A 14,283-nucleotide genomic window follows, 5' to 3' on the forward strand; every position below is an offset into this window, starting at 1 on the left:
TGTTCTTGATCTAGACAGTCCAGATCATCGCAGGTGAGAGGCACCCTTCCGCTGTCGGGGCATCAGAACGCATTCCCGGCTGAATACATGAGGTTGAGCGTTGGCCATGGCTCGGGCACGGCGAAGCTCCTGGCGGATGAGTTGTCGACGAAGAGCAACACCATCAACCAGGAGCTGCGAGTGCTTGTGCACCCCTCGGCCATCGACCCGTCCAGCCGCCCTGCGGTTCCTGGCACGGGTGTTGACATCACATCGCGTGCGGATCGGGTCCCGGTGGCGGCGTCTGTCGCCGAGGCCGTCGAGGTGCCGGCCGCCCGCGCCCCGACGCCGTCAGAGGCGATGCGGGCCCGGGCGTCGAAGGCGTACGCCCGCAACACGAGGATGGAAGAGCCTCACGGTCTAAATGAAGTCCATCATCCCTGGCGTCCATTTATAGTGTGACTCGAGTTTGTAGTACTCCCCTTCGGGTGACGACGCGACGCCGTAGACGAACTTTCTGTCGGCGCCACCATTCGGAACGCCTTTCACGAACTGCTCGATTTCTGGCTCCATTCGAACGGGAAGCATCGTCAGATCCGTGGTTGTCACGGCAAAGCAGATCCGCTCGATCTTCGAAGAATCCCAGCTCAGGGTGACATACAGTCCGAAGGCTTCCTGACCGAGCCTCAGCATCTGCTCGCTCGGTTCCGGCAGTCCGATTTCGCGGAGCATCGACTGGATGGTCTTCGATTCGAAGCACTCAGCGGGCACCTCGTTGAAGTACACATTCACCGTTCTGTGCGGGTAGTCGATCCCGATCACTCCGACTCTGTCGTCCAGACCATGGCGGGTGAAAAAACCGCCGTTCTCGGCCAGACTGCGCGGCATGGACGGGATGTCGGCAACCCGTGACAGCTCCTGCAGGTCATCCGGAGTGAAGAACGCATAGATCTTCTTGAAGCCGCCAACGACTCCGAAGTCGATACCGTAACTGTCAATGGGGCATCGTCCCTGCAGATCGAAGAGCAGGGCGCCGACGGGATGGTCCGTCTGCGTGGTCAGGCCGTTCGACAGAGCGACGGCGTATGGATCCCGCTCATTCGGATGCGTTGTGAAGCGGCAGTCAAGCTCTCCCACATGGCGCACGCCGGTCGCCACCCTGAAAGCAACTACGGTCGCGGCATGCGAGAAGGCGTCGCCGTACGTGGTCAGGACAGGCCAGACCTTGTCGCGCGAGCAGGCTACATCCAGCAGCCGAGCTGATTCCTCAATGGCCGAATAAAGTTCTGCCACCTCAGGGGTTCCGGACATTTATCCTCCAAGCATTCGCCCGCCGGGCGAGGCAGTGATGTCGTGACGAGGACCAGTTGCGAGCGATCACGAGGGACGAGGCCGATGGCGGAATCCCCGGGCATCGCTAGCCCCCGATCCTCGTGATGTCGTTCTTGCGCTCCAATTGGACGTGCGCTCGCATGAGCTCGCCCGGATTCGTCTGCGCCGCCAGAAGTGAGAGTTCACCGCACAGCACCGTCGCGGCCGCGATGACTGCGAGCCGGCGCGCGTTCTCGCCGGGTTCGCGCTCCACCCGGCAGCCGAGCCGCGTCAGGTTTTCTTCGACGAACTCGAGCCCCTTTCCGTTGCCAACGGTTCCCACGATCAGGTTCGGCAGGGTGCAGGAAAAATAGAGGTCGCCGTCCCGGTCTTCGGCCACGGTCACACCCTGTGACCCTTCAACGATATTTGCCGCATCCTGACCCGTCGCCAGATAGAATGCGAGCAGCATGTTCGCATAATGTGCATTCGCCGAGCGAATTCCGCCGGCGAGCAAGGTTCCGATCATGTTCTTGTGCACATTGAGCTCGGCTATCGCGGCGGCCGAAGTGTGCAGCACATCATGGACGATGTCACGCGGTACCAGCAGTTCAGTGACTACGTTCTTACCGCGCCCGAGGATACCGTTGATCGCGGTTGCCTTTTTGTCGGTGCAGTAGTTTGCCGAAATCGAGCCGTACGAAACTCCCGGAATAGTCTCCAGGATGTGCGTCAGGAGCGCATCCGCGGCCAGTGTCGCCATGTTGTGCCCTGAGGCGTCGCCGGTGGTGAACTCGAACCGGAGAAATAGCAGGTTGGCTGCGATCTCGTGGCGAAACCCGATCAATTCGGTGAATCTGCCGCAGGTGCGCACAACGTCGCGCAGTTCGTCGAACCGCGCATCAACTTCCAACGCGGCCAAGTATGCGGTCTGCGCGTCCTTGGCCTTGACGAACACCGAGCGCGTCATCCGCTCGTCGACAAGAGTGGCGACGATACCGTGCTCAGTCAGCATCGAGAGCTTCGCGCCCCTGCCGACGGAGGGCCAGAGGGGCGACTCGTACGTGGCGAGCGGAACCTCCGTCTCGGTTGTCGCCGTGTTTCCCGAAATCCTCAGGGGTCCCACCCATTTCATGGGAACGCCGGCGATCGCGTGCGTGTCGTTCATCGGATGCCTCCAACCGTCTCGTGAGTGGTGCCGCTGGATCTGGAGCGGGTGGCCAGTCGGCGCGTTTCGATTCCCCGGTCGGCGCAGAACGCGCGCAGGTCGCCATGGACGAGCACGTCGCACCTGGTCAGATCGGACGGGGTCCGCGCGCCCAGCGCGGTCATCAGGGCTTCAAGCTGATCGAGCCACGTGGAGATCTGCGAGATCAGCGTTGGCACGCCACCGTCGAGAAGGGTCCTGAGAAACCCTCCGGACGCTCCTACGGCGGCAGCGCCCAGCGCCAGTCCGCGCGCGGCGTCAAGCGGATTGCGGATACCGCCGGAAGCCAGCACCGGGATATCGGCATCCTGGACGTCCAGCAGGCAAGCGGGAGCGGATTGTCCCCAGCCGTCGAGGTAGGAGTAGTCGGCGTGACCGCGCCGGTCGTTTTCGATGCGCGCGAAGTTCGTGCCGCCGCGACCGGCGACATCGGCCACGCGCACTCCTATTTCCTGCAACGTCAATACGGTTTCGCGGCTCAGCCCGAAGCCGACCTCCTTCACGATCACCGGAACGTCGACTCCGGCCGCGATCTTCTCGATCTGCGGTCCCCAGGAGGCGAACGACCGGTCGCCCTCTGGCATCACCGTTTCCTGGATGACGTTGAGGTGGATCTGCAGGGCGTCCGCCCTCAACAGGTCGATGGCCCGCCGCGCCTTCTCGACGGAGGCATTCGCATTGATGTTCGCCATGATGAACCCGTCCGGATTCTCGCGACGCATCACACTGAACGTGTCGGCCACGGAGTCATCGGCGAAATACGCGCTCATGGAGCCGGTCGCGATGGGGACGCCGGTCTCGCGGGCGGCGATCGCCAGATCCCTGTTGATGGCGCCGGTCCTGGTGCTGCCGCCGGTCATCGCGTTGATGTACAGCGGAACCTTCCATTCGATGCCGCCGAACCGCGTGGCCAGCGAGACATCGGACCGGTCGATGCCGGCCAGGGCGTGATGGACAAAGGTCACATCGTCGAACTGGTTCTGTCCGCCGAGGTGGCGTTGCTGCTCGGCGGCGAACCGGACATGGTCGTCCTTGCGATCAGCGATCATTCTGCGCTCCCTGTCGTCGGCTGGATGTGAATCGGCATGGGGAGCACCCCCGCTGCGGCCCACCCCTCCCGCAGTTGTGAGATCTCCCTTTTCGCCGTGGCGTCCAGCAACGCGATGCCGCAGTCGCCGCCCCCGGCGCCCGACGGTTTGGCCGCACCGCCGACGGCCTCGGCGGCGTCGCACATTGCCGTCAGCTCGGTGGTGAAGATGCCCAGCCGAACCTCGTCGTCCAGATCGGCAAGCACCTGCCGGGCGCCTCGGGCCTGTTGCAGCAACTCGTGGTCGTTTCCGCGCTCGAGCGCACGGATCGAGGCGTCCACGCACTCATCGCTGCGCGCCAGGAAGTTGCGTTGTGACGTGCTCCCCTGCCACTCCCGCGATGCGAGGCGCCCCGCCAGCGAGGCGGTGCTGGCCGGTTGTCCCGTCCAGCCCACCTCCAGGGCGAGTCCGCGGGGTGGTGGCAACCGTCGCAGCCCGAAACCCGGCCACGGCGCGCGGATCGTCTCCTCGATGCCCCGGCGCTGCGCCATTTCGAGCACGGCGGCCCGATCGGGCGCCTGGTACGCAATCCAACCGCCCCAGACACTCGCGGCGAGATCGCCGCCTGAGGAACGGGTATCGCGCCGCGCCGTCGCCAGCATCGCAAGCCGGAACCGGGCATCGGGCGACAACTCCATGCCGCAGTACGCGGCCACGGCGGCCACCGCGGCGACCGTCACCGCGCCGCTCGACCCCAGGCCGAGCTTGGTTCCGTTGCGGTGCAGGCGACTCCTGATCGAGATGTGCATCGGGGGTGTGCGCAGCCCGCGCTCGGCCAGCAGCCCGTCGACCACTTCGATCGCCGACACCACATGGGTGAGACCGCCCAGCGCCTGTTGCTCGTCGTCTGGACCGAGCCCGGCGAACCCGCCGACACGCCGCTGAAATCGCGCCTCTCCCGGGCAGAGGTCGGAATCGATCACGACGTCGACGCCGTCGGATCCCGACACGGTGACGCCGACCTGCCGGTCGACCGCTACCAGGATCGCCGGGTGACCCGGCTCCTGGACCGCGTACTCGCCGACGATGAACAGCTTGCCCGGCGCATGCCGGCTGATCGTTCCCTGACCGGTCACTGCTCGGCCCCCATCCGCAGGCGAGCGCCCGGCCCGCGCCGGGCGGTGACCACCGAGCATCCCGGCGCGGCGCTGCACACCGCTTCGGACACCCGGGCGGCATCCGCACGATGGCAAAGCACCTTGACGTTCGGTCCGGCGTCCATGGTCGCGTAGGCCGGTACACCGTCCCCCCGAAGCTGCAGGACGCTGTCGAGCACGGCCAGAGTCGCCGGCGCCATGTAGCGCACCGCCGGCCGCGCGGCCAGCATCGTCGCGTGCATGCCGAGGGCGTTCCGCTCGGCGATCTCCCCTACCGCTTCGAGATCGCCGCGATGCAGCGCCGCCCGCATGTCGGACAGGTCGGCCTTGCTCGAGATCGCCCAGGACCGGTAGAGCGGCGATGTCTCGACGGTTCGCCGCATGGCCGCCCGGCTGGACACGGCCTTGGGTCCGGCATCGACCAGCGCGATCACCAGCGCGGGGTCGAATTCCGGGACTGGCACCGGCTCGGCGTAGGAGCCGAGGTCCGCGGCCGCGCCGACGCCCCGGCCCGCATGGCATATCGCGAAGCCGCCGAATATGGACCGGGAGGCCGATGCGGACCCACGCCGGGCCAGGCGCGACAGTGCGGTGGGATCGAGATCCAGACCGTATGCGGCGGCGCCGACGACGGCCAGGGCGGCGAATCCACTCGCCGAAGATGCCAGGCCCGCCCCGGTGGGGACGGTGTTGAGGGTGTCGACGGCGGCCGGTTCGGTACGCCCGGCCATCTCCCGTACCAGCTCCAGGAAAGCGATGACGCGCTGCCGCGGTTCGCCCGTCGCGGGCATGCCATCGAGCGTTACGGTGTCTGCCCGCGCGGCAGGGTTGAGTCGGACGGTGGTGGTCGTCGGGAAGACATCCAAGGTCATCGACAGGCTGTCGACGTACGGGATGATGAGTCGCTCGTCGCGCTTGCCCCAGTACTTGATCAGCGCGATGTTCGGATGGGCGATGGCGGTCGCCCCGCGGTCGAGGACCCTCTCGTGCGGCCCGGCCGGCCCCCACTGGTGGTCAGTCGGCATGACTCGCGAACCTCCCTGTCGGCACGACCCAGGTCCGGACGGCGCCGGCTTCGTGAAGGCGCCGGACGACCGCCTGTGCCCGGGAAGGCTCTCCGGCCAGCGCGATCATGCAGCCTCCCAACCCGCCGCCACTGATCTTGGCTCCCGGGCTGCCGGCCGCGAGCGCGGCATCGACCAGCGCATCGATCCGGTCCGTGCTGAGCCCGATCTCGCGGAGCAGCCTGTGGTTTTCGGTCAACCGCGCGCCGAAGTCGCTCCATTGGCCGCGAGCGAGGTCGCGCACGGCCGCGTGGGTCAGGCTCGACACCCGGCGTACGAAGGCCGCCTGCGTTTCCGCGTTGCGCTCGAACGTGTGCCGCACCAGCTCCACCGCGTCCTTGGTACTGCCGCTGACACCGCTGTCCGCGATGATGAACAGCCCGTCGAAGCCGAAAGGCCGGCTTGCACCGGCGCGGCCGTCGGCCCGCTCCGGGGGGTGTGCAGCACCGTCCCCCGGCATGGGAATGGGCAGTTCCCTGGCGGTGCCGGAACGGAAGAGGATGGGAGACGTTGAACCGGTGGCGAGCGCATCGATGCCGCTCGCCCTGCCGTGCGCCACCCTCTCCGAAGCCTGCACGAGATCGAACACCGCCCCGGCGTCGAGCCGGCGGTCGAAGAGATCCGCGAAGGCCAGAGCTGCCGCCCGGGCGCACGCGGCACTGGAGCCAAGCCCACGGCCTTGCGGGATCGTGCAGTCGATGAGCACATCGACACATATGCAGCCGACGACGCCGGTCATTTCCTTGAACTCCGCCACCAGGCGCCGCAGGCCGTCCGCTGCCAGCGGTGCCACCGTCGCGGGCCCCGGTCCCGTCATCGCGAAGGAGACCCTGTCCGCACCGTCGCCCGGACCCAGGAGTCGTGTGGCCTTCGCTGTGGCCGTCAGTTGCGGAACCGGGATAGCCAGTGCCGGAGCGCCGTAAACGACGGCATGCTCCCCGAGCAGAATGGCTTTGCCGTGGGCGCGTCCGACACCGAGCCGGCCGCATTCGGTGTCCGGATCACCCGCGGAGCTTCCGCGGTCGTCGAAAGTGCGTGCATTCGTCGGTGCCATCATCGAGCCCGCTGCGTCGCCTTGACCGCCATCGCGCCGAGCTGGTCCTTTGCGGGGATGGTGGCGTTGCTCGCCTCCAGCACGGCCATGGCCTGGTCGGTGCGGCGCCCGATCTGCCGTTCGATGTGTTCCACGGCGCCGATGTCGACGAGTATGGCGCGTATGGCGGCGAGTTCATCATCGGAGAGGTCGGTGCCGATCTTCGCCCTGAGAAATCTCGCCGCGTCCGGATCGCGTTCGTCCACGCTCTTGAGCGCCGTCGCGAGCAGAACCGTTCGCTTGCCCTCGCGAAGATCGTCGCCCGACGGCTTGCCCGTCACCGTCGGGTCGCCGAACACACCCAGCAGGTCATCGCGGAGCTGGAACGCGATCCCGATGTCGGCGCCGAACGCTCGATAGGCCGCGACGAGGTCGGGCTCCGCACCGGCGATCGCGGCACCGAACTGCAGCGGGCGTTCCACCGTGTACGAGGCCGTCTTGTACTGATTGACGCGCAGCGCCGAATCGATGTCCTCGTCGTCGCTCGCCTGGTTGATCAGGTCGAGCAACTGACCGTACAAGACCTCCGAGCGCACCGCGGACCACACCGGTCCGACCCGGGCCTGCGCGTCCGCCGGCAACCCGGACGCGCGGACCATGACGTCGGCCCATGTCTGGGCCAGGTCCCCGACCAGGATGGCGGTACCCGTGCCGAAGGCGTCGGCGTCACCGGAGAAGCGCCGCACCCGGTGCCGCTCGGCGAACGTCACGTGCGCGGCGGGATGGCCGCGGCGTGTCCGTGACGCGTCGATGATGTCGTCGTGAATCAGGGCCGACGCGTGCAGCAGTTCGAGCCCTGCGCAGGCGCTCAGCACTGCCGTGGCGACCGGGTCGCGCTGGTCACCGCCGGCACCGATCCAGCCCAACCAGGCGAAGGCCGGCCGGATGCGCTTGCCCCCGCGCAGAACGTAGCTCTCCAGCTCGGCGACCGCTGCCGCGAAGTCCTGACCGAGCGCGTCGGCTTCGGCTCGACGCTCGGCGAAGAAGTCCCTGATCGCGGCATCGACAGCAGCCGTATCCGCGCCTGCCCCGAGATAGCTGACGGTCATCAGCTCATCTCCCGATCGAGGCGACGATCACTCTCACACTCATGCATCTCCGACTCCCATGAACTCGCTGAGGTCACGTCACTTCGAGCGTTTCAGGTCCATTCCGAACGCACGACCCCCGCCACCGCGTCTTCCCGATACGCGCGGCGGCGTGACGAACGCGGTCGAGCATCTCCAGGAAAATGACGCCGATTTCTGTTCCAGCGCATCCACGATCTCTACCCCACTCGAAATCGAATCGGCATGGCACGACAGTAATCGCGAGGTGCCGCCCTGCCCACTACTCGGGCGAGTAGTGCCAACTGGTACAGGCATTCACGCCACACCGTCACAGATCCCGTTCAACTGAATGAGCCATTCGGGCTGTTCGGCTGGCGTGTGGCGAACTCCCGTCCGGTTCGGGAGCAGATCGCAGCGATGAATGCGCCGCGCGCCGGACAATCCTCGGATACGGAGAGTAGCGTGGGTCACTTGCAGTGATCAGCCCGGCCCTGAGCGTTCAACTGTCCAATCCGGACAGTTGAACACCACGATGCGCCCGAAGAATCGAGATGCCCCACCCATGACCAGCTCAATGACCTGCAGAACCACCGGTCACAGCAACTGCGGCTGCGGTATGAGTACTCGTTGACCGTCTATTGCCATGCCCGTGGCGCGCATTGGAGGATCCTCCGGAGCCGAACGGGGGTAAATCATGAATCCATTGGTAGGGCGTGAACACATACTGTCCGCGTTGGGCAGTCATTTGGATGCCACCTCGCAGGGCTCCGGCGGCTGCGTCATCGTCGAGGGGCCGTTCGGTATCGGCAAAACTCACCTGCTGAAGGCCGCGGCCCTGGAGGGGGCTGAACGCGGCCTGACCGTGGTTGCCGGGCGAGCAAGTGAAACCGATCAGCCGATCCCTATTCACTTGCTGATCAACTTCTTGCGGCACGTGATGTCGAGTGAAGTCGATTTCGATGATCTGGTTCGCCCTGACAGAAACCCTTTCTGGTTGATGGATCGTATTGGTGAACTAGTCGAGAACGCGGCACGCAGGCACCCCCTCGTCGTCGTTCTGGACGATGCCCAGCGGGTCGACGATGTCAGTGGTCTGGCCCTCCGGGGACTCGTGCAGTCGCTCGCCTCATCACCGGTGCTGTGGCTGCTCGCACGTCGGCCGGTTCCCACACGGTCGCTCGCCCAGCACGCAGTCGGCTGGCTGATCGATCACGCTGCGGTGCGGCTTCACCTGGGGGCGCTGGACAATGAGGCGGTGGCCGAGTTGTGTACGAGCATCCTCGGCGCCAAACCGGATTCGTCCGTGCTCAACTGGGCGGCTCGCTGCGGCGGTAACCCGTGGTTGGTGGAGACCCTGTTCAGCGCGCTCATCCAAGCGGGACAGATGGTCATCGTGGACGGCGCAGCTTCGGTGGTGGCCGACCGTCTGCCCGCAGGCGTCCTCACTGCCGTTGGCCGTCTGCTGGACGAAATGCCGCCCGCGGTTCGGCGTCTGCTTGTGTCCGGCAGGAGGATCGGTCATACGTTCACGGTCGAGGAGGCGGCAGCCCTGCTCGGCGAGTCGGCCCCCGATCTGTCCTCCAGCATCGACGAGGCGGTGCAAGCAGGCTTGATGCGAAGGCACGGCACGGAGCTGGCGTTCCCCCACGAGGTGATCGGGGAAGCGCTTCAGCATGCCGCGTTCCGGGGGTGGGAGCCCGCCACGGCCGTGCCCGCTGCCGTGGCTTCGGCCATGTCAGGTGCCGTGCCCGTGATCGGCACTGGAACGGACGGCGGGGAACCTCGGCCCGGAGGCCGGCCTTCCCCTGCTCCTGGCGTGCACCCATCCCTGACCAGCGTGGCGGCGGGCGCCCACGCCGGACGGCCAGGCCCTGTCCCACCCGTCGTTACACCTTCCACTTCACCACCACCGCAGTCGCCCGCATGCGGTTGCGACGGTATGGCGGCTCGGGCCATATCGACTCTGGCAGATCTGTTCGACGAAGCACCGCAAACGCTGGCACGTGCTCTGCGTCTGCTCGCCGGAGCCGGGCGCGGCGTGGAAGCCGGCCGCCTCGCGGACGTCGCCCTGCGCCCCGGTATCGAGGCGGCGGCCGAGGCGCAGCTGGTGCTCGAGCTGGGGCAAGGATTACGGGACGCCGACTGCCACGGCATGTCGGCCGAGCTTCTTCAGCGGACGCTGGCGCGGCAGGACATCTGTGAGCTGGATCGTGCCAAGCTGAACAGGGCGCTCGCGGACACCGCGAAGCGCGTGAGTGGCGTGCCCAGCGCGGTCACGGCACCGTGGCCTGGGCAACCGGCCGGCCTCGCGCCACCGCTCATCCCCGGTCGGGACACGGGAGCCGGCAACGGCACCGATACGCCCCTCAGGGGATTCGCCGCTCGGGGGCCGCGGCAGGTGGCGACCCCGCCGCACTGTGACGCGTGCGAACGCCCGCTGTGGACGTGGATGGTGCGGGCCCTCATCGCAGCCGATCAGTTCGAGGAGGCGACAGCCGTCTGCGCCGCCATCAAGCAGGAGGCGGAGAAGCTCGGCGGGACCTGGCCGGAGTCCCTGTGGTACGGCCACCGCGCCCAACTCCTGGCAGCGGTGGGCCGGCTCGAGGAAGCGCGTATCGAAGCCGAGGCCGCGCTTCGTCTGGCGGACCGGTCGGCACCACGGGACTCCGTACCCGCGCGCATTGTTCTGGCCCGAATCAGCATGCATCGTGGCGATCTCGCCAGCGCCAGCGAACAGTTGCGAATGGCCGAACGGCTGGTGACCGGTGACGCGGCTGCCGACAAGGCCGGCCTGGATTGGACACTCGCGCAGTTCCACGCAGCCAGTGGCCGTCCGGCAATGATGGTCCAGACTCTGATCAACGTCGAAGGGCCGGTCACGCCCGACCCGCTGCTCTTCACCGAGGCTCCGACGGCGGCGGCAACGCTCGTACGCCTGGCCAGGCAGGTAGGACTTGGCGCGGAGGCTGAACGGGCGGCCGAGTTCGCCCGGCGGATCGCCGAGCGCAACCCGACCGTGCAGTCGTTGGAGGGTGGCGCCGAACATGCCGAGGGCGTCCTGCGCAACGACCCGGTTGCTCTGGGCCGCGCCGTGGAACTCTATCGGCTCGCCGCGCGCCCGCTGGCGGCGGGCAGCGCACTCGAGGACACGGCATGGGAGGAACAGAGCATGCGGAACAAGGCCCGGACGGTTCGGCTCCTCGAGTCCGCCATGGATCTCTATCTGGACTGCGGTGCCCAGCGTGACACGGCCCGAGTGCAGAAGAAGCTGCGTCGCCTCGGCGAGCACAACGTACGTGGCCTGGGGGTCGGCCGGCCCAAGACGGGCTGGCAGAGTCTTACAAGTGCGGAGCTCCGCGTCGTACGGGCGATCGTCGACGGCAGGACCAACAGAGAAGCGGCGAGCATGCTGTTCCTGTCACCCCACACCGTCGACAGCCACCTCCGCCGCGTGTTCTCGAAGCTCGACATCAACAGTCGCGTCGAACTGACCAAGCACTTCATCGCGCACGAGGCCTCCTCGCCTGTTCTGGCCGCTGCGTATCAGCCTGAGTCGGCGGGCTGAACCGGCGGTGGTGGAGGCCCATGTGGGTAGAGCCCAGAGCGCCGGTCAGGACCAGGACCCGAGGATCGCCGAAGCGGAGTGCCACCCACCGGGGCACTCCGCCCGCCCGCAGCCCTCAGGGGCCGCCCGCGATCGGGCAGTACATGCTCGACCGCGAAAACTTCAGCAAGCACCTTCCATCATGACCATGATCGGGATCATCACGGTCCGACAGACCATCTACCAGCCCGTTCGTCGCAATTCTCAGCGCCGGCTTCGCCGGAGCCCCGCTCCCCCTCGTCCCTCACCGAATAGATGGCAGCCCTGCTCGAATAGGTTGCCGCTCCGCGCGCCAGTTCGATGCGGGTGTTGATGCCCAACTTCCTGTAGACCTTCCTGAGGTGGTAATTCACGGTATGCGCGGACAGGTGAACTTGATTGGCGACCTGGCGGTTCGTCAGCCCCACACTCACCAGATACGCGATACGTCGCTCCATGTCGGAGAGACCGGACCAGCAAGTGAAATTTTGTTGTGAGCCGCCTCCTTCAGAACTCAGTAGCGGCGGATCCGGATGCGTCGAAGCAGTATGCCGACTCCTTGCCGGAATTCTCTCGGCGTAGAGCTTGGCGAGTTCCTCTGTTGCCAGGGCGACCGATATAGGATCCGGCGACAGGGCGATGATGTGCGCCAGTGCAGCGGGATCACCGTTCGCCAACGCGTTCGCATGCGCGGCGCCAAGACTGATGACCGAAATGCCAGGGTTATCCTGCGCGAGGCCGTTCACTGTTTCGAGAACACTGCGCTTGAGGTCGGTGTCACCCACATCGAGTGCGAGGCGAACCAGGAATGCAGCGGCCCCCGGATCCTCGATATACAGACTCCGTTGCGTCGGAAGATGGCTGCACTTTCCGGACAAAAGCTCGACAGCCGCCCGGGGCCCTTCTCTCTTGAGAGTGATACGCATTTCCGTCCAGGCATACTGTGCGGAGTAAAGCACCGCCCGGTCTCTCGCCAGCCCACTTTGCATCCGCCTCAAGTACTCATCGGCCGTGGGCAAGTCCCCCACGTAAAGAGAGACGGTGCTGAGCACGGAGAAAGCAAGAGGCAGGAGCATGGGAACAGCGTCACGCTCCACTGCGGCAGTCGCCATCTCCGCCTGTCGGCGAGCGTCACCGAACCGTCCGGCTTGAAGGAACAAGCGAGATCGCAGCGCCGCAGGCGCAGCAGTCCAGACCGGCGTGGACAGGCCATACAGGCCGGCTTCCGCGTCATTGATCAGCGATTCAGCCTTGTCGAATTCACGAAGGTTTGCGAGCTTCCCAGCCAGAGCTAGCTGGAAATGAAGACGCCAAACCGGATCGACATTATTACTGTATCGGACCGCAGTACGGCCCAGGCTAAGACCTTCAGCCAATTCCCCAAGACACCAACGAGCGTTGGAGAGTGTTGTCAGTGCCATCAACGCGGCAATATCGACTTGCACATTCCTTCGTTCCCGCAAAATTTTCTCGGAATGCTTCTCGGCTTTTTCCTTGTCAAGCAGGGAGTAACCCAGAATTATAGATGCTTCCGCATCAAGCCGGGCGGAAGCCGAGCTGCTCGGGCTGGCGAGAATACACTCCGCGGCATGAATTCCAGCTGCCGCCTCGCCTGTCATGATCAGACGGTGGGCCCTGGAAGTAACTCCGCCGGCTTCCTCTTTGGCCCCGTGGGACGGTTCGGCCGGACCCTCGGTCACCCGCATCGGATGCTCGGACACCCAGAATTGCTGATCGTATGCCTGCGCACGTCTCCCGGAGTGACCCATCGCCTCGGATTGCAACGCGCCACGTGCGGGAGCGGGGATGGACTCGATGACTCCGCGCAAGAGGAAATCGCTCTCGAACGCGAATCGATGCTCGGCGGCAACAACGAAGCCCGAGGCCATTGCCTCATCCAAGGGCGGGAGCAACGCAGCCGAGGATCGTTCCAACATCCTGGACACATCCTCCAGCATGAAGGATCTCCCCAATACTGCTGCGACCTTCAGAAACTGCTGACAGTTCGCACTCAAACCGCCCAACCGGTGCTTCACGAACGCCAGAACGCGACGCGGAATCCGCCGTCCGGTCAGCTGAACCGTTCCATTGTGTTCCTTTACGAGTTCTTCTTCCACAAGCCCGAACGAAAATTCGGCAAGCAGCCGAGGGTTCCCGCCGGCACCGGCTGCGAAGTCAAGTAACTCGCGATCTATGTCAGCCCCGAGTACGGCCCGCAAGACCTGTTCTTTCGCATCTTCATCCAGCGACCCCGGCACCAGCCGCTCGGTGACATTTACAACGTCAGATATGGTTTCCGGCTTGCGGTTCTCTATCGTCGGTCTTGCTGTCATGCCCCCGGCTCTCCCCCGCGCTTCGTCCGGCGTGCTACACATCCGTGCATTCTTGTATCGCGTTATTCACTTACCATTCAAGACTGCTCCTGGTGGCAGTACCGGCGGAAAAGGTCGACCTGCCAGCAGCGGAAGCACAGCCGACCTTGCAGCCAACCCAACCGGAGCTTTTCATTCAGCATAGAAGACGAAGGATGGATGGTGCACGGCCCAGCCTCCCCTTCCACACGTATTGCCAGCTCAGACGCCCGGGCAGACCGCAGCGAAATCATGGCCTGAATTTTTGAACGTTTCCATAGAAGTTTTGTCACGGCATGTGGATGCAGTTGTCACAGTCTCCTGCATTACATTTGATCGATCCTGACCATGACATACGTAATGGCCCGCTCCATTCACTACTGCACACCGAGGTGTTGCGGTGGGACACCTTATCGACAGGTCATAACAGACACATAGAAGTCATCTCGCATCAATTCAAA

The 14,283-nt window shown here is 65.4% G+C and carries 9 protein-coding genes; 1 reads left to right on the plus strand and 8 read right to left on the minus strand.

Annotated features, from left to right (window positions below):
- Positions 1–399 precede the first annotated feature (399 nt).
- The 7 genes from ACGFSA_RS24680 to ACGFSA_RS24710 form a co-directional block, all read right to left on the minus strand.
- Complete coding sequence (locus ACGFSA_RS24680; RefSeq protein WP_393307639.1) at positions 400–1,290, minus strand: aromatic prenyltransferase; 891 nt, start codon at positions 1,288–1,290, stop codon at positions 400–402.
- 106 nt (positions 1,291–1,396) lie between these two features.
- Positions 1,397–2,458 carry a hydroxymethylglutaryl-CoA reductase gene (locus ACGFSA_RS24685; protein ID WP_393307641.1) on the minus strand — a complete coding sequence of 354 codons (1,062 nt, stop codon included), beginning with the start codon at positions 2,456–2,458 and terminating at the stop codon, positions 1,397–1,399.
- On the minus strand, positions 2,455–3,546 hold the full coding sequence (gene fni / locus ACGFSA_RS24690) for a type 2 isopentenyl-diphosphate Delta-isomerase (protein WP_393307643.1): 1,092 nt from the start codon (positions 3,544–3,546) through the stop codon (positions 2,455–2,457). The genes ACGFSA_RS24685 and fni overlap by 4 nt, the downstream gene beginning before the upstream one ends.
- Positions 3,543–4,661 (minus strand): phosphomevalonate kinase, encoded by a 1,119-nt coding sequence (locus tag ACGFSA_RS24695; RefSeq protein WP_393307645.1) that lies wholly within the window; start codon positions 4,659–4,661, stop codon positions 3,543–3,545. The genes fni and ACGFSA_RS24695 overlap by 4 nt, the downstream gene beginning before the upstream one ends.
- Entirely contained in the window at positions 4,658–5,707 is a 1,050-nt protein-coding gene (mvaD, locus tag ACGFSA_RS24700) for a diphosphomevalonate decarboxylase (RefSeq protein ID WP_393307647.1), read from the minus strand. The genes ACGFSA_RS24695 and mvaD overlap by 4 nt, the downstream gene beginning before the upstream one ends.
- Positions 5,697–6,803 carry a mevalonate kinase gene (gene mvk, locus ACGFSA_RS24705; RefSeq protein WP_393307649.1) on the minus strand — a complete coding sequence of 369 codons (1,107 nt, stop codon included), beginning with the start codon at positions 6,801–6,803 and terminating at the stop codon, positions 5,697–5,699. Before mvk ends, mvaD begins: the two co-directional genes overlap by 11 nt.
- Positions 6,800–7,888, minus strand: coding sequence for a polyprenyl synthetase family protein (locus tag ACGFSA_RS24710; protein ID WP_393307651.1), 1,089 nt, complete (start codon positions 7,886–7,888; stop codon positions 6,800–6,802). Before ACGFSA_RS24710 ends, mvk begins: the two co-directional genes overlap by 4 nt.
- A gap of 694 nt (positions 7,889–8,582) precedes the next feature.
- On the opposite strand from ACGFSA_RS24710, the gene ACGFSA_RS24715 reads away from it, so the two are divergent.
- Entirely contained in the window at positions 8,583–11,453 is a 2,871-nt protein-coding gene (locus ACGFSA_RS24715) for an AAA family ATPase (protein WP_393307653.1), read from the plus strand.
- 200 nt (positions 11,454–11,653) lie between these two features.
- On the opposite strand, the gene ACGFSA_RS24720 is transcribed toward ACGFSA_RS24715, so the two are convergent.
- Positions 11,654–13,804 carry a LuxR C-terminal-related transcriptional regulator gene (locus tag ACGFSA_RS24720; protein WP_393307655.1) on the minus strand — a complete coding sequence of 717 codons (2,151 nt, stop codon included), beginning with the start codon at positions 13,802–13,804 and terminating at the stop codon, positions 11,654–11,656.
- Between the last annotated feature and the right edge of the window lie 479 nt (positions 13,805–14,283).

Source organism: Streptomyces sp. NPDC048496, assembly GCF_043200055.1.
GTDB lineage: Bacteria > Actinomycetota > Actinomycetes > Streptomycetales > Streptomycetaceae > Streptomyces.